The organism is Nocardioides sp. YIM 152588, from assembly GCF_040191335.1.
In the GTDB taxonomy this organism is placed as follows: Bacteria; Actinomycetota; Actinomycetes; order Propionibacteriales; family Nocardioidaceae; genus Nocardioides.
The window spans coordinates 70764-89947 of record NZ_JBEGDJ010000003.1 but is presented as its reverse complement, the minus strand read 5'-3'; the positions used below and the strand labels follow the sequence as shown (position 1 = coordinate 89947).

General features: G+C 73.6%; 24 protein-coding genes. 11 read left to right on the top strand and 13 right to left on the bottom strand.

The annotated features are described in order from the left end of the window. Nucleotides 1–126: 126 nt before the first annotated feature. The 3 genes from ABLM29_RS03100 to ABLM29_RS03090 form a co-directional block, all read right to left on the bottom strand. Nucleotides 127–1095 (bottom strand): zinc-binding dehydrogenase, encoded by a 969-nt coding sequence (locus tag ABLM29_RS03100; protein ID WP_349712336.1) that lies wholly within the window; start codon nucleotides 1093–1095, stop codon nucleotides 127–129. Between the two features lie 140 nt (nucleotides 1096–1235). Next, on the bottom strand, nucleotides 1236–2351 hold the full coding sequence (locus ABLM29_RS03095; protein WP_349712430.1) for an NAD(P)-dependent malic enzyme: 1116 nt from the start codon (nucleotides 2349–2351) through the stop codon (nucleotides 1236–1238). A gap of 190 nt (nucleotides 2352–2541) precedes the next feature. Next, on the bottom strand, nucleotides 2542–2940 hold the full coding sequence (locus ABLM29_RS03090) for a S24/S26 family peptidase (protein ID WP_349712335.1): 399 nt from the start codon (nucleotides 2938–2940) through the stop codon (nucleotides 2542–2544). A 65-nt stretch (nucleotides 2941–3005) separates the two neighbouring features. Between ABLM29_RS03090 and sodN the strand changes: the two genes are divergently transcribed. The 3 genes from sodN (at nucleotide 3006) to ABLM29_RS03075 (ending at nucleotide 4761) form a co-directional block, all read left to right on the top strand. Continuing rightward, nucleotides 3006–3407 (top strand): superoxide dismutase, Ni, encoded by a 402-nt coding sequence (gene sodN, locus ABLM29_RS03085; RefSeq protein ID WP_349712334.1) that lies wholly within the window; start codon nucleotides 3006–3008, stop codon nucleotides 3405–3407. Nucleotides 3408–3524: 117 nt separating this feature from the next. After that, nucleotides 3525–3953, top strand: a complete 429-nt coding sequence (locus ABLM29_RS03080; protein ID WP_349712332.1) for an ATP-binding protein — start codon at nucleotides 3525–3527, stop codon at nucleotides 3951–3953. A 1-nt stretch (nucleotide 3954) separates the two neighbouring features. Beyond that, nucleotides 3955–4761, top strand: coding sequence for an RNA polymerase sigma factor SigF (locus tag ABLM29_RS03075; protein ID WP_349712330.1), 807 nt, complete (start codon nucleotides 3955–3957; stop codon nucleotides 4759–4761). Here the strand turns inward: ABLM29_RS03075 and ABLM29_RS03070 are convergent. Then, entirely contained in the window at nucleotides 4737–5192 is a 456-nt protein-coding gene (locus ABLM29_RS03070; RefSeq protein WP_349712327.1) for a hypothetical protein, read from the bottom strand. The genes ABLM29_RS03075 and ABLM29_RS03070 overlap by 25 nt on opposite strands. A 222-nt stretch (nucleotides 5193–5414) precedes the next feature. Between ABLM29_RS03070 and ABLM29_RS03065 the strand changes: the two genes are divergently transcribed. Beyond that, nucleotides 5415–5669, top strand: coding sequence for a WhiB family transcriptional regulator (locus tag ABLM29_RS03065; RefSeq protein ID WP_136593254.1), 255 nt, complete (start codon nucleotides 5415–5417; stop codon nucleotides 5667–5669). 84 nt (nucleotides 5670–5753) lie between these two features. Here the strand turns inward: ABLM29_RS03065 and ABLM29_RS03060 are convergent, their stop codons facing one another. Beyond that, entirely contained in the window at nucleotides 5754–7283 is a 1530-nt protein-coding gene (locus tag ABLM29_RS03060; RefSeq protein WP_349712324.1) for a sensor histidine kinase, read from the bottom strand. Nucleotides 7284–7367: 84 nt separating this feature from the next. On the opposite strand from ABLM29_RS03060, the gene ABLM29_RS03055 reads away from it, so the two are divergent. Continuing rightward, nucleotides 7368–8249, top strand: a complete 882-nt coding sequence (locus tag ABLM29_RS03055; RefSeq protein ID WP_349712322.1) for a DUF2785 domain-containing protein — start codon at nucleotides 7368–7370, stop codon at nucleotides 8247–8249. A gap of 107 nt (nucleotides 8250–8356) precedes the next feature. On the opposite strand, the gene ABLM29_RS22300 is transcribed toward ABLM29_RS03055, so the two are convergent. From ABLM29_RS22300 to ABLM29_RS03035, 5 genes are all read right to left on the bottom strand, one after another. Further along, nucleotides 8357–8431, bottom strand: a complete 75-nt coding sequence (locus tag ABLM29_RS22300) for a 50S ribosomal protein bL37 (protein WP_370249596.1) — start codon at nucleotides 8429–8431, stop codon at nucleotides 8357–8359. 81 nt (nucleotides 8432–8512) lie between these two features. Next, nucleotides 8513–8827 (bottom strand): mycothiol system anti-sigma-R factor, encoded by a 315-nt coding sequence (gene rsrA / locus ABLM29_RS03050; protein WP_349712320.1) that lies wholly within the window; start codon nucleotides 8825–8827, stop codon nucleotides 8513–8515. Beyond that, nucleotides 8827–9513 (bottom strand): sigma-70 family RNA polymerase sigma factor, encoded by a 687-nt coding sequence (locus ABLM29_RS03045; RefSeq protein ID WP_349712319.1) that lies wholly within the window; start codon nucleotides 9511–9513, stop codon nucleotides 8827–8829. Before ABLM29_RS03045 ends, rsrA begins: the two co-directional genes overlap by 1 nt. A 120-nt stretch (nucleotides 9514–9633) precedes the next feature. Then, nucleotides 9634–10290 carry an alpha/beta hydrolase family protein gene (locus ABLM29_RS03040; protein ID WP_349712317.1) on the bottom strand — a complete coding sequence of 219 codons (657 nt, stop codon included), beginning with the start codon at nucleotides 10288–10290 and terminating at the stop codon, nucleotides 9634–9636. Then, a complete protein-coding gene (locus tag ABLM29_RS03035; protein WP_349712315.1) occupies nucleotides 10287–11099 on the bottom strand; it encodes an SOS response-associated peptidase in 813 nt (270 codons plus the stop codon). The genes ABLM29_RS03040 and ABLM29_RS03035 overlap by 4 nt, the downstream gene beginning before the upstream one ends. 46 nt (nucleotides 11100–11145) lie before the next feature. Between ABLM29_RS03035 and aroA the strand changes: the two genes are divergently transcribed. Together aroA and rsgA are read left to right on the top strand one after the other, a co-directional pair. After that, nucleotides 11146–12471, top strand: coding sequence for a 3-phosphoshikimate 1-carboxyvinyltransferase (aroA, locus tag ABLM29_RS03030; RefSeq protein WP_349712314.1), 1326 nt, complete (start codon nucleotides 11146–11148; stop codon nucleotides 12469–12471). Nucleotides 12472–12482: 11 nt separating this feature from the next. Beyond that, nucleotides 12483–13487 (top strand): ribosome small subunit-dependent GTPase A, encoded by a 1005-nt coding sequence (gene rsgA / locus ABLM29_RS03025; RefSeq protein WP_349712312.1) that lies wholly within the window; start codon nucleotides 12483–12485, stop codon nucleotides 13485–13487. A 12-nt stretch (nucleotides 13488–13499) separates the two neighbouring features. Here rsgA and ABLM29_RS03020 read toward each other — a convergent pair whose 3' ends face one another. Further along, nucleotides 13500–13943, bottom strand: coding sequence for a DUF2231 domain-containing protein (locus ABLM29_RS03020; protein WP_349712310.1), 444 nt, complete (start codon nucleotides 13941–13943; stop codon nucleotides 13500–13502). A gap of 57 nt (nucleotides 13944–14000) precedes the next feature. Here ABLM29_RS03020 and hisN point away from each other — a divergent pair, with 57 nt between their 5' ends. The 3 genes from hisN to ABLM29_RS03005 all read left to right on the top strand — a co-directional run bounded on the left by hisN (nucleotide 14001) and on the right by ABLM29_RS03005 (nucleotide 15841). Next, nucleotides 14001–14903 (top strand): histidinol-phosphatase, encoded by a 903-nt coding sequence (gene hisN / locus ABLM29_RS03015; RefSeq protein ID WP_349712307.1) that lies wholly within the window; start codon nucleotides 14001–14003, stop codon nucleotides 14901–14903. A gap of 76 nt (nucleotides 14904–14979) precedes the next feature. Further along, a complete protein-coding gene (locus ABLM29_RS03010; RefSeq protein ID WP_349712305.1) occupies nucleotides 14980–15411 on the top strand; it encodes a CBS domain-containing protein in 432 nt (143 codons plus the stop codon). Between the two features lie 61 nt (nucleotides 15412–15472). After that, nucleotides 15473–15841 carry an FKBP-type peptidyl-prolyl cis-trans isomerase gene (locus ABLM29_RS03005; RefSeq protein WP_349712303.1) on the top strand — a complete coding sequence of 123 codons (369 nt, stop codon included), beginning with the start codon at nucleotides 15473–15475 and terminating at the stop codon, nucleotides 15839–15841. 36 nt (nucleotides 15842–15877) lie between these two features. Here ABLM29_RS03005 and ABLM29_RS03000 read toward each other — a convergent pair whose 3' ends face one another. Next, nucleotides 15878–16114, bottom strand: coding sequence for an RNA-binding S4 domain-containing protein (locus tag ABLM29_RS03000; RefSeq protein ID WP_349712428.1), 237 nt, complete (start codon nucleotides 16112–16114; stop codon nucleotides 15878–15880). A gap of 68 nt (nucleotides 16115–16182) precedes the next feature. Beyond that, a complete protein-coding gene (locus ABLM29_RS02995; RefSeq protein ID WP_349712301.1) occupies nucleotides 16183–17442 on the bottom strand; it encodes a DUF445 domain-containing protein in 1260 nt (419 codons plus the stop codon). A gap of 146 nt (nucleotides 17443–17588) precedes the next feature. On the opposite strand from ABLM29_RS02995, the gene ABLM29_RS02990 reads away from it, so the two are divergent. Continuing rightward, on the top strand, nucleotides 17589–19139 hold the full coding sequence (locus tag ABLM29_RS02990; protein ID WP_349712299.1) for an MXAN_6640 family putative metalloprotease: 1551 nt from the start codon (nucleotides 17589–17591) through the stop codon (nucleotides 19137–19139). The last annotated feature ends 45 nt before the right edge of the window (nucleotides 19140–19184 follow it).

The window sequence follows — 19184 nt, the reverse complement described above, 5'->3', positions numbered from 1 at the left end:
CTGGTGGTGCCACGAACGCGCGGCTACCGATACGACAGCCCGCGGCCGCCGTACTCATCGCCGGGCCGGCCCGTCCCCGACCTCAATGCTGACGGACGCCGGTTGATTCCGCCTCCCGTTATTCGCTCAGCGGGTGAGCACGATCTTGCCGAAGAGGTCGCCGGCAGCCATCGCCTCGAAGGCCTCGCGGGCGCGCTCCATCGGCAGCTCCCGGTCCACCAGCGGGCGGGCGCCGGTGGCGTCGAGCATGGTCACCAGCGAGCCCAGCTCGGCCCGGTTGCCCATGGTCGAGCCGATCACGCTCATCTGCTTGAAGAAGATCTGCGGCAGCAGCGCGTCGTCCAGCCTCGGGCCCGAGGTGGCGCCGGAGATGACGAGCTTGCCACCGGGGCGCAGCGAGCGGATCGAGTGCTCCCAGGTGGCCCGGCCGACGGTCTCCATCACCGCGTCCACCTTGGCCGGCAGGCGGGTGCCGGAGGGGTACGCCTCGTGCGCGCCGAGCTCGAGCGCGCGGGCGAGCTTGGCCTCGTCCCGGCTGGTCGCCACCACCCGCAGGCCGGCCGCGCGCGCCAGCACGACCAGCGCCGTCGCGACGCCGCCGCCGGCGCCCTGCACCAGCACCGTGTCGCCCGCCTTGAGGCCGCCCTGCGTGAACAGCATCCGGTACGCCGTCAGCCACGCCGTCGGCAGGCACGCGGCCTCGACGAAGGACAGGCCCGCGGGCTTGGCCACCACGTTGCGTCGCGGCACCACCACCTGCTCCGCGAAGGTGCCCTGGTGCACCTCGGTGAGCAGCGAGCGGCGCGGGTCCAGCGTCTCGTCGCCGTCCCAGTCGGGGTCGGAGATGACCGCGTGCACGATCACCTCGTTGCCGTCCTCGTCGAGGCCGGCGGCGTCGCAGCCGAGGATCATCGGCAGGCGCTCCTGCTTGATGCCCACCCCGCGCAGCGTCCACAGGTCGTGGTGGTTGAGTGAGGCCGCCCTCACGGTGACCGTGGTCCACCCCTCGGGGGCGACCGGCGCGGGGCGCTCACCCACGACCAGCCCCCGGAGCGGGTCCTCGGGGTGGAACGACTCGGCGTAGACGGCGAACACGGGGCCTCCTGGGGTTGCGCTGCTACGACGGGCGCGAGTCGGCAGAAACTTTCTGCCGACTCGCGCCACGCTCTGTCAGTTTGTGCCGACTCGGCGGTCAGTTTGTGCCGACTCGGCGGTCAGTTTGTGCCGGCTCGGCGTCAGGCGCGGGCGACGCCGTCGCGGCGGGCCGCGGCGGCGACCGCGGCGGCGACGGCGGGGCCGACCCGCGGGTCGAACGGCGACGGGATGACCAGCTCCTCGGTCAGGTCGTCGCCCACCAGCGCGGCCAGCGCCTCGGCGGCGGCGACCTTCATCCCCTCGGTGATCGCGGTGGCGTTCGCGTCGAACGCGCCGCGGAAGATGCCCGGGAACGCCAGCACGTTGTTGATCTGGTTCGGGAAGTCCGAGCGGCCGGTGGCGACGATCCGGGCATGGCGGTGGGCCACGTCCGGGTGCACCTCCGGGTTCGGGTTCGCCATCGCGAAGATGATCGCGTCCTCGGCCATCGTGGCCACGACCTCCTCGGGGATCGTGCCGCCGGAGACGCCGATGTAGACGTCGGCGCCGTCGAAGGCCTCCGCCAGGGAGCCGCTGCGGCCGGTCTGGTCGGCCGTGAGCGCCGCGAGCTCGCGCTTCACCGGCGTCAGGTCGTGGCGCTCGGAGCTGACCACGCCCTTGCGGTCGGTCACGGCGATGTCCTTCACGCCCGCGGCGAGCAGGATCTTGGCGATCGCGACGCCGGCGGCGCCGGCGCCCGAGATCACCACGCGGGTCGACTCCGGCGTGCGGCCGGTCAGCCGCAGCGCGTTGGTGAGCGCCGCGAGCGTGACCACGGCGGTGCCGTGCTGGTCGTCGTGGAAGACCGGGATGTCGAGGCGCTCCTTGAGCCGGTCCTCGATCTCGAAGCAGCGCGGCGCCGAGATGTCCTCGAGGTTGATCCCGCCGAAGCTCGGGGCCATCCGGACCACCGTCTCGATGATCTCGTCGACGTCGGTGGTGGCCAGGCAGATCGGCACGCCGTCGACGCCGCCGAACTGCTTGAACAGGACGGCCTTGCCCTCCATCACCGGCATCGCCGCGGACGGGCCGATGTCGCCCAGGCCGAGCACGGCGGTGCCGTCGGTGACGATCGCGACCGTGTTGGGCACCCACGTGTAGTGGCGGGTCAGGTCGGGGTCCTCGGCGATCGCGGTGCAGACCTCCGCGACGCCGGGCGTGTAGGCGAGGGACAACTGGGCCTTCGTGCTGACCTCGGCCGTGGCTACGGTCTCCATCTTCCCGCCGAGGTGCAGGTCGAAGACCGGTTCGCCGGCCCGTGGATGAGAGTTGGAGACGTCGATCACGATCAACGATCCTCGCACATCGCCGCGTCGGGTCCGAGCCGTCCCATGACCCGACCGACACGCCGGGGAGACCCACCTCACACCGGAGGCGCGACCGGCCCGCGCCGGACCGACCCGGCGCTCACGCCGGGCGGCGCGGGCGCCCCGGCCGCGGCCACAGCCGGAGCCGCACCACCCCGAGGACCGAACCGTCCGGGACCGGCCCCCGGTGCCGGGAGTCGACGCCGACCGGGGCGGCGTCGCCGAGCAGCCACCAGCCCGCGCCACGGCGCTCCACGGCCCGCTTCACCACGACCGTGCCGTCGGCGAACCGGGCGACCACGACGTCGCCGGGCACCGGGCGGGCGTCGTACCGGACCAGGAGGCGGTCGCCGGGGGCGAGCGTCGGGCGCATCGAGTCGCCCCGCACCACGGCCATCCCGAGCCGCGGCAGCCGGCGGCCGGATCCTCGCGTGGCGGCGGCGGACGCCCCCGTTTCCTGACGGTCCATGCCGGGTAGTGTCGCAGCAGCACGCTCCATCACGTTCAAGACAGTGACGAGGCGGTCGCCCGCGGCGGCCGCCGACCTCCAGAGAGGATCAAGGAATGCTCTCCCGCCTGTTCGCACCGACCATCGAGGTCTCGGCCCACTGCGACCTTCCCTGCGGCGTCTACGACCCGGCCCAGGCCCGGATCGAGGCGGAGTCCGTCAAGGCGATCATCGCCAAGGCCGCCGACAGCGACGACCCCGACTTCCGCACCCGCGCGGTGCTGATCAAGGAGCAGCGCTCCGAGCTGGTCAAGCACCACCTGTGGGTGCTGTGGACCGACTACTTCAAGCCGCCGCACTTCGAGAAGTACCCGCAGCTGCACACGCTGGTCAACGAGGCCACCAAGCTCGCCGGCGCGGCCGGCACCAAGGGCACCATGGACGCCGACGCGGCCGACCAGCTGCTCGCCAAGATCGACGAGATCGCCGAGATCTTCTGGGCGACCAAGCAGGGCTGAGACCCGTCTCAGCACACGACGACGGCCGCCGAGCACGAGCTCGGCGGCCGTTGCCGTACTGTCGGCCCCGCAGGGCGATCGAACCGCGATCGCCGGGACGTGCGTGCGGAGGATCCGATGTCCGGGACCAGCAGCCTCACCGTGGGAAGTGCCGGCGGCACCGACGCGGGTTCGACCGTGGAGCTCCGGCTGCCCGCCGACGGCGCGTTCGCCTCGGTGCTGCGCACCCTGGCCGCCGGCCTCGGCGCCCGCCTCGACTTCACGATGGACGACATCGAGGACCTGCGGGTCGTCGTCAGCGAGGCCGCGGCCCTGGTCATCGAGCAGGCCGACGAGGGCGGCGACCTGCACTGCACCTTCCGCCTCTCGCCCGACCGCGTCGAGATCACGGCGTCGACCGACGCGGCCGCCCCCGCGGCGGCCGACTACGAGAACTTCGCCTGGCAGGTCCTGGCGGTCCTCACCGAGGACGCCGCGATCGACTCCTCCCCCGGCAACTACGCGATCCGCGCGACCGTGACGTCGTCGCTCGCGGCCGGGGAGTGAGATGAGCACCAGCACCGCGGCCGGGGAGGGACCACCCACCACGGCCGACCGCACCCGGGCACGCAGCGCGGAGCTGTTCGCGGAGCTCCGTGACGCCGACGCCACGGAGGCCGAGCAGGAGTCGGCCCGCGAGGCCCTGGTCCACCTCCACCTGCCCCTGGTCGAGCACTGCGCGCGCCGGTTCCGCAACCGCGGCGAGCCGCACGAGGACCTGGTCCAGGTGGGCACCATCGGCCTGATCAAGTCCGTCGACCGCTTCGACACCGACCGCGGCGTGGAGTTCTCCACCTACGCGACGCCGACGATCATCGGCGAGATCAAGCGCTACTTCCGCGACAAGGGCTGGGCGATCCGGGTGCCGCGCCGGCTCCAGGAGCTGCGCCTGCAGATCACCGGTGCGACCGCCGAGCTGACCCAGTCCCTGGGGCGCTCCCCCACGCCCCGCGAGCTGGCGGACTCCATCGGGTGCTCGGTGGAGGAGATCATCGAGGGCCTCGAGTCCAGCAACGCCTACGCCACGCTCAGCCTCGACGCGAGCGAGGACAGCGAGGACGGCGCCGGCCAGACGATGCTGGACGCGATCGGGATGGACGACGAGGCGCTGGAGCAGGTGGAGCTGCGCGAGTCGATCAAGCCGCTGCTGGAGCGGCTGCCGGCCCGGGAGAAGAAGATCCTGCTGCTGCGGTTCTTCAAGAACATGACCCAGTCGCAGATCGCCGAGGAGATCGGCGTCTCCCAGATGCACGTGTCCCGGCTGCTCACCCGGACCCTGGCGCAGCTGCGTCAGTCGCTGGAGCCCGAGGCCTGACCCGCGTCGGCCTCGTCGCCCGGGTCCCCCTCGGCACCGGCGTCCCGGGCGCCGCCCAGCGCGGCGATGCTGGCGGGGTGCAGCATGCCGGCCAGCGCGACACCGCCGACGGCGGCGAGGGCGAGGGCGACCGCCACCTCCTCGCGCAGGCTCCAGGCGAGCCCGAGCAGGATCAGCTGGGTGATCAGCACCGGCCCGCGGGACCAGGCGGCGCCGCGCCACAGCGAGATCGCGGCGACGACCAGCAGGACCCCGTACGCGCCGAAGAAGAAGGCCGTCGAGGCGCCGAAGCCCAGCCGGTCGGTGGAGATCTCGACGGCCTCGAGCACCGCCAGCAGCACCAGTACGACGCCCTCGACCGCGGCGAGCGAGGCGGCCACGGTCAGCGGGGCCGGCGGGCGGTGGGACGACGGTGCGAGCGATCCGGACACCGATCCAGACTACGTTCGCGGGACACCCGGAACGACTTCGCGGCACCCTTCCCTTTGGGACCGGGTTGTGCTGTGATCCAACGAACGGCGTTTGACCCTTGATTCACGACCGGTTCCTTGCGAACCTTGAGGGCGCGATCGTGAAACCGTTCACTTTTGCGGTTTTTTGTGTGCCCGAAAACCCGGGCCGCATCTCACGGAGGAAAGAGGGATTCCCCACCCATGGATTGGCGTCACCGTTCCGCATGCCTCGACGAGGATCCGGAGCTGTTCTTCCCGATCGGCAACACCGGGCCGGCGATCCTCCAGATCGAGGAGGCCAAGCAGGTGTGTCGCCGCTGCGACGTGCGCGAGCAGTGTCTCGCCTGGGCGCTCGAGTCGGGCCAGGACCATGGAGTCTGGGGTGGCCTCAGCGAGGACGAGCGGCGCGCGCTGAAGCGCCGCAACGCCCGCGCCCGGGTGCGCACGCCCGTCTGATCCGCAGCGACTGCCGAGCCGGCGCCACCATCGGGGGTGGGCCGGCTCGTTCGCGTCCCCGGGAAGATCCCCGAGCGACGCGCCCTAGTCCAGCGGCAGGGTGAGGTCGGCCCGGGTGCCGCCGTCCGGCGCGCGCCCGATCACCAGGTGTCCGCCGAGCTCGGACTCCACCAGGGTGCGCACGATCGAGAGCCCCAGGCTGCTCGACGTCTCCAGGTCGAAGTCGTCCGGCAGCCCCCGGCCGTCGTCGGTGACGCTCACCTCCAGGACGGCGCCGCGGCGCTGCGCGCCGAGGACGATGTTGCCCACCGGCCGTTCGGCGGGCACGTCCCCCGGCTCCCCCACGGCGCCCTCCGCCGCCACGTCCGGCGTGAAGCCGTGCTCGGCCGCGTTCTGCATCAGCTCCATGACGACCATCGCCAGCGGGGTGGCCTGCTCGGAGTCGAGCTGCCCGAACTCGCCCTCGCGGCGCACCTGGACCGCCGCGGTGGCGGCGCCCACGTCGGTGACCAGCCGGGCCAGCCGGTCGGCGATGTCGTCGAAGGCCACGGTCTCCTCGACGGCCTGGCTCAGGGTCTCGTGGACGATCGCGATCGACCCCACCCGGCGTACGGCCTCCTCCAGCGCCGCCGTCGCCTCCGGGGAGCCGATCCGGCGCGCCTGCAGCCGCAGCAGCGCGGCGACGGTCTGCAGGTTGTTCTTCACCCGGTGGTGGATCTCGCGGATCGTCGCGTCCTTGGTGACCAGCTCGCGGTCGCGCCGGCGCAGGTCGGTCACGTCGCGCAGCAGGATCAGGCCGCCGGTGTGGGCCCCCTGCGCGTCCCGGAGCGGGATCGAGCGCACGATCAGCGCCACCGCGTCGGCGCTGGCGGTGCCGCCCAGCTCGGTGTCGCGGGCGGCACGCGCCCCGAGCACGACGCTCAGCGTCTCCTCGTCGGGACGCCGGCGCGGCGGCACCAGCTCCCGGGTGAGGTCGGCCAGCCGGTGGCCGGTGAGGTCGCCGGCCAGGCCGAGCTTGCGGTAGACCGACAGCGCGTTCGGGCTGGCGTAGACGACCCGGCCCGCGGCGTCCACCCGCAGGAAGCCGTCCCCGACCCGCGGCGAGTCGGCATGGTCGCTGCGCTGACCGGCCTCGGGGAACAGGCCCGCGGCGATCATCGCACCGAGGTCGGAGGCCGTCTGCAGGTAGCTGATCTCCAGCCGGCTCGGCGTGCGCACGCCCAGGACGCTGGTGTTGCGGCTGATCACCGCGATCACGCGGCCGCCATGGCGCACCGGGATCGCCTCCACGCGTACCGGGACGTCGTCGCGCCACTCGGTGGCGCCCTCCCGCATGACCCGGCCGAGCTCGAACGCCGCCTCCACGAGCGGCCGGCGCCCCGGGGCCGCGAACGTGCCGACGATGTCGTCGACGTAGGCCGTCGGGCCGGTGTTCGGACGCACCTGGCCGGCGACCCAGAAGCCGGCCCCCGCGCGGTCCGGCAACCACATCACCAGGTCGGCGAAGGCGAGGTCCGCGATGATCTGCCAGTCCGCCTGCAGCAGCTGGAGCCAGGCGATGTTCTCGTCGTCGAGATCGGTGTGACGCCGGGCGACGGCGGGCAATGACGGCACGGGGCCACGTTAACCCCAACTCTTCTGCACGAGTCTCGGGGTCCACCCATCATGACCCGGGACCCCTTTGGCAAGATACGGGACATGCTCCCGGCTGACTGGCGACGTCTGCGTGCGGCGGACTACCCGGTCCCCGCCGACGCGCCGCTCTCCGACCTCACCGCGGACCTCACCGAGCTGCTCGGACATCCCGACCCGGAACTGCGCGCCGACGTCGCGCTGCCCGCGCTGCAGGCCTGGATCCGCCGCGGCGTGTACGACGACCTGCTGGTCGGGCTCGGCGACGGGATCGCCACCGGCCTCACCAAGGGGCTCGGCGAATCGGGCACCGACTCCGTCTTCCGCCGCGTCGGCTCGGCCACCGTGCTCGCCGCCTGCGTGGCCCGCGACGCGCGCCGCCCGCTGCTGCCCGGGGGCAAGGTCCTGGACTGGGCCGACCGGATCGCCACCTGGTTCCTCTCCGAGCGCGACCTGCGGGGGCACGTCCCGGGCCGCGGCTGGGCACAGTCGCTGTGCCACGGCGCCGACGCCATCGGCGTCGTCGCCGCCTCGCCGCACTGCGGCCGGGCCGAGCTCAGCGTGCTGCTCGAGGTGATCGGAGAGCGCGTCACGGCGCCGACCGCCGCCGCGTGGAGCACCGACGAGGCCGACCACCTCGCCGCGGCCACGCTGCGGCTGCTGCGCCGCGACCTGGTCCCGCTGGACCAGGTCGAGATGTGGGTGGCCACCATCGGCGACCGCGCGTTCGGGATCACCGCCGGCACCGGCACCCCGGACCCGGTCGCGGCCAACGTGGACGCCTTCATCCGGGCGCTCTACCTGCACCTGGCACTGGCCCCGCGGCAGCCCGTCGTCCGGCCGGACCTGCTGCTCACCCTCGTCGCGGTGCTGCGCGAGCTGCACCCGTCGTTCCTCGGCACGGCCGGGTTCGACGGCCCGGCCGCGTCGCCGTCGTACACCCGCTGACCCGCCGGTCGCCGAACCGCCGGTCGCCGCGCCGAAAACGTCGAACCCCCCGCCCACAGGGGCCGGGGGGTTCGATCAGCGGCTGAGCGCCTGCCTCGAGGGCGTGCTCAGCTGTTGGGGCGCTTGCCGTGGTTCGCGCCCTTCTTGCGACGCGCGCGGCGCTTGCGGCCGGTCTTGCCCATGGTTCCTCCTCAGAAGCGATACCCGGTCAGTCTCTCAGCATCGGCCCCGATGTGGTGAATCGGGGCCCGGGACCGCTGCCGTCACTCCTCGCTGATGCGGACCTGGACGGCGCGGATCTGGATGCGGACGCGCTCGCGCAGGTCGGCCGGCGCGGTCTCGGAGCACGAGCGCGCCACGATCGCCTTGACGGTGCGCTGCAGGTCGTAGCGCTCCAGGCACGGGCTGCAGGTGTCGATGTGGGCCCGCACGATGGTGCAGTCGCCCTCCTCGAGCTCGTTGTCGATGAGACGGACGATGCGCTCGAGGAAGTCGGCACACTCCTCGTTCGTCGGCTCCTCGGAGGGCCCGCTGGTCGGCTCGTCCGCCGGCGCGCCGTGGTGCGTGTGGGTGGACATCATCGGCCTCCCTCGAGCGGCAGGTCGCCGCCGCTGCGGGCGTAGTCCGACAGCATGTCCCTCAGCTGGCGCCGGCCGCGGTGGAGGCGGGACATGACGGTCCCGATCGGGGTTTCCATGATCTCGGCGATCTCCTTGTAGGCGAAGCCCTCGACGTCGGCCAGGTAGACGGCGAGCCGGAACTCCTCCGGCAGGCGCTGCAGCGCCTGCTTCACCTGGGTGTCGGGGAGGCGCTCGAGCGCCTCCATCTCGGCGGACTTCAGCCCCGAGGAGGTGTGCGACTCCGCACGCGCCAGCTGCCAGTCCTCGATGTCACCGGTGTCGCCGGCCAGCGCCTGCTGGGGCTGCCGCTGCTTCTTCCGGTACGAGTTGATGAACGTGTTGGTCAGGATCCGGTACAGCCAGGCCTTCAGGTTGGTGCCGGGCTTGAACTGGTGGAAGGCCGAGAACGCCTTCGCGAAGGTCTCCTGGACCAGGTCCTCGGCGTCCGCGGGGTTGCGGGTCATCCGCATCGCGGCCGAGTAGAGCTGGTCGAGGTAGGGCAGCGCGTCGCGCTCGAAGCGCGCCGAGCGCTCGGCGTCGGTCTCGGTCGCCAGGTCGACCACAGGGTCGACCACAGGGTCGGCCCCGGGGTCGAGGGTGGGGTCGAGCGTGGGGTCGACGGCCACGTCGGGGGTCTCAGTCATCACCGTCCAGCCTACGGGCCCCGCGTCGCGGGGTCGTTCCAGCACGCCCATCATGCTCACACGAACGCCCGGGCGGGCGCCGGCATTCCCGGGACTCCCCCGGCCTCCCGCCGCCCCCGGTCAGTGCAGGTCGGCGCCGACGACGTCGCGCACGATCCACTCCAACGTGGTCTCCACGACCAGGGCCCAGGCCTCGTCCTGGGTCAACGACCCGCGCTTGGGCACCGCCAGGCCGTGGTCCCCACCCGGTACGACGGCGAGGTCGACCAGCGGCGGCAGCGGGTCCGGGAACTCCTCGGGGCGGCCCATCGGGTCGCGGTCGCCCTGGATCACCAGCGTCGGCACGCCGGCCCCCGCCAGCTCGTCGAGCCGGGAGCGCTCCGGCTTGCCCGGCGGGTGCAGCGGGAACGCCAGCGCCAGGCAGCCGCTGGCGCCCAGGGACTGGCCGCAGCGGACCGCCGAGCGGGCGCCGGCCGACCGGCCGCCGACGATCAGCGGGGTGCGCAGCCGCAGCGTGTCGAGCACCGCCCGGAGCACCACGTCCAGCGATGCCGGCGGCGGGGCGACCTTGCGCCCCTGGGCCACCCACGGCTGCTCCAGCAGCGCCACCGTCACGCCGTTGCGCGGCAGGGCCGCGGCCAGCGCGACCAGGTCCGGCGCGTCGATGCCGCGGCCGGCGCCGTGGCCGAGCACCAGCGTGGCGCTGGCGTTGCGGGCGCGGTGCACCTCCAGCCGGGCCGGCCCCTGCGGCGTCTCGATCACACGTTCCTGGGTCACAGCAGCGTCTCCTGCCCGTCGTCGCCCTGGTCCGGTGTGCCCCGCTCGCCCTCGGCGGGCAGCGGCTCCACCAGCTCGGGCCCGTTGTTGCGCACGTTGCCGACCGCCGTGGAGACCGGGTGCGCGACCAGCCCGGTCTGCTGGGCCGGCACCAGCAGCTCGGCCAGGTCGCCCTTCGCGGTCCCCGGCGCCAGCCAGGCGTCGCGCCGCTCGCGCGGCACCAGCAGCGGCATCCGGTCGTGGATCCGGCCCAGGTCGTCGGGCGCGTCGGTGGTCAGCACCGTGCAGGTCCAGCGGAACCGCTCCGGGTCGTCCTCGTCGCGCGTCGGGTCCTTCCAGATCTCGTAGAGGCCCGCCATCGCCATCACCCCACCGTCCGCGGGGTGGATGTAGAAGGGCTGCTTGAGCGGCTTGCCGGACTTCCCGAGCTGCTCGGTCGGGTACCACTCGAAGTACCCGTCCGCCGGCAGCAGGCAGCGGCGCGCGGCGAACGCGCGGCGGAACGCCGGCTTCTCCGCGACCGTCTCCATCCGGGCGTTGATCATCCGGCTGCCGATCCCCGGGTCCTTCGCCCACGACGGCACCAGGCCCCAGCGCAGCGACCGCAGCTGGCGGGTGATCTCCGGCTCCGCGTCGTCGGCCGCCGCCTCGCCCTCGCGACGCCGCGGCCGCTCCAGGACGGCGTAGACCTCCTTGGTCGGAGCGACGTTGTAGTCGGGGGGCAGCACGTGGTCGAGCCGGGAGTCGACGACCTCGAACTCCTCGGCCAGGTCCTCCGGCGACCGGCTGGAGGCATAGCGCCCGCACATGCGCATCAATCTAGGGCACGGCCGACGCCCTAGACTTCGCGACGACATGAGCGCACCGACGACGACCCAGTTCTGGCCCTCCCCCACCGTCACCGGCCCGGTGGACACCGTGGTGACGCTGCCGGGCAGCAAGTCGCTGACCAACCGGGCACTCGTCCTGGCCGCCCTGGCCGACGGGCCGTCCGTAGTACGGCGGGCGCTGCGGTCGCGCGACACGCTGCTGATGGCCCGGGCGCTCGACGCCCTCGGCGCGCGCGTGGACACCTCCGGCGAGGACTGGGCCGTGACCCCCCTGCCCCCGGGCGCTGCGGTCGGCGGGCCCGACGGCGCACTGGTCGACTGCGGCCTGGCCGGGACGGTGATGCGGTTCGTGCCGCCGGCCGCCGGCCTGGTCGACGGCCCGGTCCGCTTCGACGGCGACCCGCACATGCGCAACCGTCCCGTCGGCGAGATCCTCACCGCGCTCGCCGCGCTCGGCCTGGAGATCGACGACGCCGAGGAGGGCACGCCGGGCGCGCTGCCGTTCACGGTGCGCGGCACCGGCGCGGTCCCCGGCGGCACGGTGGTGATCGACGCCTCGGCCTCCTCCCAGTTCGTCTCCGCGCTGCTGCTCGCCGGCGCCCGCTTCGACGCGGGCGTGGACGTGCGCCACGACGGCAAGCCGATCCCCTCGCTGCCGCACGTGGAGATGACGGTGGCGATGCTGCGCGAGCGCGGCGTGGCCGTCGACGAGTCCGACGCGAACCGGTGGGCGGTCGCGCCCGGGCCGATCGCCGCGCTCGACGAGACGATCGAGCCCGACCTGTCCAACGCCGCACCGTTCCTGGCGCTGGCCGCGGTCTCCGGCGGCAGCGTCACCGTCCGCGACTGGCCCGCCGCCACCACCCAGGCCGGCGACGCGCTGCGGGACCTGCTGTCCCGGATGGGCTGCAGCGTCGCGCTCGGCGATGACGGGCTGCGGGTCACCGGGCCGGCCGGCGGCTGGCGCGGGCTGCAGGGCCTGGAGGCCGACCTGCACGACGTCGGCGAGCTCGCCCCCGCGGTCGCCGCGCTCTGCGCGCTCGCCTCCACCCCCTCGCACCTCACCGGCATCGCCCACATCCGCGGCCACGAGACCGACCGGCTGGCCGCGCTCGCCACCGAGCTGGGCCGGCTGGGCGCCGACGTCGAGGAGCTGCCCGACGGGCTCCGGCTGCGCCCCGCGCCGCTGCACGCCGGCCGGTTCCACACCTACGCCGACCACCGGATGGCCCACGCCGGGGTGATCGTCGGCGCGGCGGTCCCCGGCGTCGAGGTCGAGGACATCGCCACCACCAGCAAGACCTTCCCCGACTTCGCCGGCTTCTGGTCCGGGCTCTTCGGGCAGGCCTGAGGGGCGGCGGGATGGCGCGCGGCTACACCGACCAGGACGTCGAGCACTACGAGCGTCCCCGGCGTCGCACGAGACCGCGCACGAAGGACCGCCCGGAGCACGCCGACGCCGTCGACGGCGTCGTGGTCACCGTCGACCGGGGGCGGTTCACCCTGGTCGTCGAGGGCCGCTCGGTGTACGCGATGAAGGCGCGCCCCCTCGGCCGCAAGGGCGTCGTGGTGGGCGACCGGGTCCGCGTCGTCGGTGACGTCTCGGGGCGGGAGGGCTCGCTGGCCCGGATCGTCGAGGTGACGCCCCGCACGACCGTGCTGCGCCGGACCGCGGACGACGACGACCCGGTGGAGCGGGTGCTGGTCGCCAACGCCACCCAGCTCGTCGTGGTCACCGCGCTCACCGACCCCGAGCCGCGGCCCCGGCTGATCGACCGCGCCCTCGTCGCCGCGTACGACGCCGGGCTGGCGCCGCTGCTGGTGCTGACCAAGGCGGACCTGACGTCGCCGGACGAGCTGCTGTCGACGTACCGGTCCCTCGGGGTGCCGTGGGTGGTCACGCACCGCGGCCCGGACCGGGAGATCGTCGGCCTGGAGGGGATCCGGGAGCGGCTCCAGGGGCAGACGAGCGTGCTGGTCGGCCACAGCGGCGTCGGGAAGTCGACGCTGGTCAACGCGCTGGTGCCGGACGCGGACCGGGAGACCGGGCACGTCAACGCGGTCACCGGCCGCGGGCGGCACACCTCGACCTCGGCGGTGATGCTGCCGCTGCCCGACGAGGCGGGCTGGATCATCGACACCCCCGGCATCCGCTCCTTCGGGCTGGCGCACGTGCAGCCGGAGCACCTGATCGAGGCGTTCCCGGACCTGGACGAGGTCACGGAGGACTGCCCGCGCGGCTGCACCCACGGCGAGGAGGAGCCGGAGTGCGGCCTCGACGAGGCGGTCGAGGCCGGCGAGGCCGACGCCGAGCGCGTCGCCTCCTTCCGCCGCCTCCTGGCCGCCCGGTCGGTCACCGACTACTAGCGCGAACCGGGGCTAGGGGGCCCAGGTGGCGCGGGCGCCGGCGTCGCCGGTGAGGACCACCAGCACCAGGGTGAGCAGCGCGGCGAGGGCGGTCGCGGCGACCAGGGCGACGCGGGCGGGGCCGGAGCGGTCGTGCAGCCAGACGGTGATCAGGGCCAGCGCCGCGAAGGCGGTGGCGCCGCCGCGCAGGCGGGTGCCCCAGGTCTGGTGGGTGTCGAGGCGGTCCGCGAACTCGCCGGTCGCGGTCGAGAAGCGGTCGGTGCGCAGGGTCTGGCCGGAGAGGTACGCGACCCAGACGGCGACCGCGGCGATCACGACCAGCACCACCAGCGGCCAGCGCAGCCGGTCGCGCCAGCCCGGCACGGCGTACCCGATCCCGACCAGCGCGGCGAGCGGCGTGAACACCACCGCGGCATGGACGACGAGCGGGTGCAGCGGCACCCCGTTGATCTCCATGGTGGAAGTCTGCACCAGCCCCGACCGTCGCCGCGTCCACCAACTAGGGTGAGCGCCGTGACCGCCCCCGACTACACCGACGACCTCCGGCTCGCCCACCTGCTCGCCGACGACGCGGACTCGTTGACCCAGACCCGGTTCCGGGCCCTGGACCTGCACGTGATGAGCAAGCCGGACCTGACCCCGGTCACCGACGCCGACCGGGGCGTCGAGGAGTCGATCCGCCGCACCCTCTCCCGCGCGCGCAGCCGCGACGCGGTCACCGGCGAGGAGCAGGGCACCACGGGCCACTCGCAGCGCCGCTGGATCGTCGACCCGATCGACGGCACCAAGAACTTCGTCCGCGGCGTCCCGGTCTGGGCCACGCTGATCGCGCTGGCCGTCGACGAGGAGGTCGTGCTGGGCGTGGTCTCCGCGCCCCAGCTGCAGCGCCGCTGGTGGGCGGTCAAGGACGGCGGCGCCTGGACCGGCAAGTCGCTGATGAAGGCGACGCGCTGCCAGGTCTCCGACGTACGCCGCCTCGAGGACGCCTCGCTCTCCTACTCCTCCCTGAGCGGGTGGGAGGAGCGCGGCATGGCCGACGACTTCCTGGCGCTGATGCGCCGGGTGTGGCGCACCCGCGCCTACGGCGACTTCTGGTCCTACATGCTCCTCGCGGAGGGCGCGGTCGACATGGCCGCCGAGCCCGAGCTCGAGGTCTACGACATGGCCGCGCTCGACATCATCGTCCGCGAGGCCGGCGGCCGGTTCACCTCGCTGGACGGCCGCGACGGCCCCTGGGGCGGCAACGCGGTCGCCACCAACGGCCACCTCCACGACGCCGCGCTCTCCTTCCTGGGCAGCGTCACCGACGACGGCACCGACCCCGACTGGCCCTCCCAGGGCCCGGGCTCCGTCTCCGACCTGCGCTCGCGCCGGGCGCAGCGCCAGCAACCGGAGACCACCGGCCCCGAGGCCTGAGCACCCGGTCTGGACCAGCCGGGGGCGCGCAGAACGCCTCTGGTCGCGGGCCACGGCGGCCGGTAACGTGGATCACATGCACATCCGCGACGTGCTCCAGGCGAAGGCGATCCACGAGGTCGTCACCATCACCCCTGCCGCCGGCGTTCGCGAGCTGATCGCGACCCTCGCCGAGCGCAACATCGGCGCCCTGGTGGTGAGCGCCGACGGCACCAGCCTCGACGGCATCGTCAGCGAGCGGGACGTGGTCCGGCACCTGCACCACGACGGCACGGTCATCAACAACACCGTCGGCGCGATCATGACCGACGTGGTCCGCACCTGCTCGCCCGCCGACTCCCTCGACGAGGTCATGCACGCGATGACCGAGAAGCGGGTGCGGCACCTGCCGGTGGTCGACGAGGGGCAGCTGGTCGGCATCGTCAGCATCGGCGACCTGGTCAAGCACAAGATCGACGAACTGCAGTTCGAGCGCGACCAGCTCGACCAGTACGTGCACCAGAGCTGACCATCCGGGCTGAGCCCCCGCGGCCCGGGCCACCGAGCCCCCGACGCGTAGGGTGGTCGGCATGGAGAAGCCTGAGATCGACTTCGTCGACCCGACCCCGCCCACCGACCTGGTGGTCACCGACATCACCGTCGGCGACGGCCCCGAGGCCGCCGCGGGCTCGACCGTCAGCGTGCACTACGTGGGCGTCGCCCACAGCAGCGGTGAGGAGTTCGACGCCTCCTACAACCGCGGCGCCCCGCTCCAGTTCCGGCTCGGCGTCGGCATGGTCATCGCCGGCTGGGACCAGGGCGTCCAGGGGATGAAGGTCGGCGGCCGCCGCCAGCTCGTCATCCCGCCGCACCTGGGCTACGGCGACCGCGGTGCGGGCGGCGTGATCAAGCCCGGCGAGACGCTGATCTTCGTGGTGGACCTGCTCGGCGTCAGCTGAGCCCGACCCTCGACCGACACCGGGGCCGGCCCGCCCTCACCAGGGCAGGTCGTCCTCGTACGTCGACTCGTCGACGACCCGCGCGGCCTGGCCGCCGAACCGGACGACGTCGCCGACGTGCAGCTGGCGGCCGCGGCGGGCGTCGACCTCGCCGTTGACGGTCACCGCACCGCCGGCGATGACCTCCTTGGCCTGCGCCCCGTCCTCGACGAGGCTGGCCAGCTTGAGGAACTGACCGAGCCGGATCATCTCCTCGCGGATCGGGACGTCCATCACGACCTCGGCGGCCGGGGTCTCCCCCGCCGGCTCCTCCTGGGACTTGCGACGCTTGAACACAGGGATCAGTGAACCACCAGCGTGGTGGCGTGGATCAAGACCCCGACCAGGCCACCCACGATCGTCCCGTTGATCCGGATGAACTGCAGGTCCCGGCCCACGTGCAGCTCGATCCGCCGCGCCGCCTCCTTGCCGTCCCAGCGCTCGATGGTGTGCGTGATCACCGCCGTCACCTCGGCTCCGTAGCGCTCCACCGCGAACACCGCGAAGTCCGCCGCGGTGCGGTCCAGCCGCTCGCGCAGGGCCGCATCGGCGTCGAGCCGGTCGGCGAGCGCCGCCACCTCGACGAGCGCGCGGCGTCGTACCGCCCCGTCGGGGTCGGCCAGCGAGGACTGCAGCGCGCGGCGCAGCGCGTTCCACAGCGTGATCGCGGTGGCGATCACCGCGGGGTGGTCGAGCACCCGCTCCTTGAGCCGCTCGGCCCGCTCCTGCGTGGACGGGTCGTGCTGCAGGTCGTCGGCGAGCTGCTTGAGCAGCGAGTCCAGCGCGAGCCGGGCCCGGTGCGAGGGGTTGGCCCGGATCTCGGCCAGCCAGCGCAGCATCTCCAGGTGCAGCCGGTCGATGACGATCTCGTTGAGCCGCTCCGGCGCCCACCACGGCGCCCGCTCGCCCAGCACCTCGTGCACCGTGTCGGGGTGGGTGACCAGCCAGTCGTGCATCTCGTCCAGGGCCAGGTCGACCAGCCCGTGGTGCAGGTCGTCGGCGAGCGCCTCGCCCAGCAGCCCGCCCAGCAGCGGGGCCACCTGCTCCTCCCGGAAGCGCGGCACCAGCGCCTCGGTGACCAGCGCCTCGACGTGCTCCTCACGCACCTTCGACAGCCCGATCGCGACGAGGTCGGCGGCCTCGTCGACGAGCCGCTCGGCGTTCGCCGGCACCGCCAGCCAGTCCGCGACCCGGCGCGAGACGCCGACCCCGAGGACGCGGTCGCGGACGATGTCGGCGTGCAGGAAGTTCTCCCCCACGAACTGCTCGAGCCCCTTGCCGAGGTCGTCCTTGCGCTTGGGGATCAGCGCGGTGTGCGGGATCGGCAGGCCGAGCGGGTGCTTGAACAGCGCGGAGACCGCGAACCAGTCGGCGATCGCGCCGACCATCGAGGCCTCGGCGCCGGCGTTGACGAAGCCGAGGAACCCGGTCTCGTCGAGCGTCAGCACGTAGACGGCGGCGGCGAGCAGCAGCAGCCCCACCGCCAGGGTCCGCATCCGGCGCAGCGCGGCGCGGCGCATCTCGTCCGCGGACGGATCGGTCGGTAGCAGCGGGCCGGTCACGGCGTCATCCTGCCCGAGCGGCGGTGACCGGGGCGGGCAACAGGGCCGGTAACGATGCGTGCCGCCCGGCGTTGCGGTCCCACAGTCGCGCCGCCGCGCCTGCTGTACTCGGCTCCGGTCACCTTCCCCGGACCCTGGAGTACCGCATGCCCTCGCGCCTGGCACGCAGCACCGCCCTGTGGTGCGCCGCGCTGTGCCTGGCGGCCGCGGTCACGGCACTCTCGCCGACGCCCGCGGGAGCGGCCGGCGACGGGCAGAGCGGCGGGCAGGGCGGCGGGCAGGGCGGCGGGCAGGGCGGCGTGCAGGAGCAGGGCGGCGGGACGGCGCTCAGCCACGAGCGGGACTTCACGCTCCAGCTGCGCGACGTCTTCGTCGCCCGGCCGGAGCTGACCTTCTTCGCCCGCGCCCGCGCCGAGATGCTGCTCGCCCGGCCCACCGACGGCAACGCCGACCCCGGCGGGGAGGGCTACCGCACCAAGGCCTCCAGGCGCTGCGGCAAGCGGATCTGCGTCCACTACGTCACCAAGGGTGCCGACGCGCCCGACGGCGAGCGCTGGGTCCGCCGCACGCTCACGGTGCTGAACCGGGTCTGGCGGCACGAGGTGGACACCCTCGGCTTCCGCCCGCCGCCCGCCGACGGCCGCCGCGGCGGCGACAAGCGCTTCGACGTCTACCTCACCGACCTCGGCGCCCGCGGCCTGTTCGGCTACTGCACGCCCGAGCGCCGGGTGAAGGGCGAGCGCGAGGCCGCGTCGGGCTACTGCGTGCTCGACGACGACTTCGCCCGCGACCAGTACGGCGCCAAGCCCACGGTCTCGCTGCGCGTCACCGCCGCCCACGAGTTCTTCCACGCCATCCAGTTCGGCTACGACTTCCGCGAGGACCCGTGGCTGATGGAGACCACCGCGTCCTGGGTGGAGGAGAGCTTCGCCGACGACGCCAACGACAACCGCCGCTACCTGCCCTACGGCAACGTGCGGCTGCCCGGCGTCCCGCTGGACACCTACTCCAACACCGGGTGGGCCCAGTACGGCAGCTGGCCGTTCTGGACGTTCGTCACCCAGCGCTACGGGGAGAACGTGGTGCGGGCCGTGTGGCGCCAGGCCGACTCGACGGCCGGGGCGCCCGGGCTCTCGTCGATCAGGGCGCTGCGGACCGTGCTCGAGCGCCGCGTGGGTGAGCCGGATGCCCTGCGCAGGGTGCTGACGTCGTACGCCGTCGCGAACCTCGACCCGGCCCGCGCCTACGACGAGGGGAAGCACTGGCCGCCGGCGCGGGTGCGCAAGCGGGCCCACCCCGATGAGCTCGGCCAGACCGGCACCCGGCACCTCACCGTCGACCACCTCGCCGCACGCCACGTCGCGCTGCGACCCCCGAACGCGAAGGGCCGCAGGGCCAAGGCCCGCACCGCGGGCTGGCGGCTGGCGCTGACCGCGGACGCCCCGCGTCGCAGCGCGGTCGCGATCACCGTGCGCCGCGTCGACGGCACCCAGCGACGGACGGTGCTGACCGACCGCACCGCCCGCACCGTCGTCGGCTTCGACCCGGCGAAGGTCTCGACGGTGGTGGTCACGGCCGTCAACACCTCCGCCCGCTACCGCTGCGACCGCGACACCACGTGGGCGTGCGGCGGCAGGCCGCGCGACGACGGCGCGGAGTTCACGATCGGTTACGAGGTGCTGAAGAAGCGGCGCTGAGCCGTTCGCGCACGGGGCCGCTGTCGGCGGCGCGGTCTACGTTGG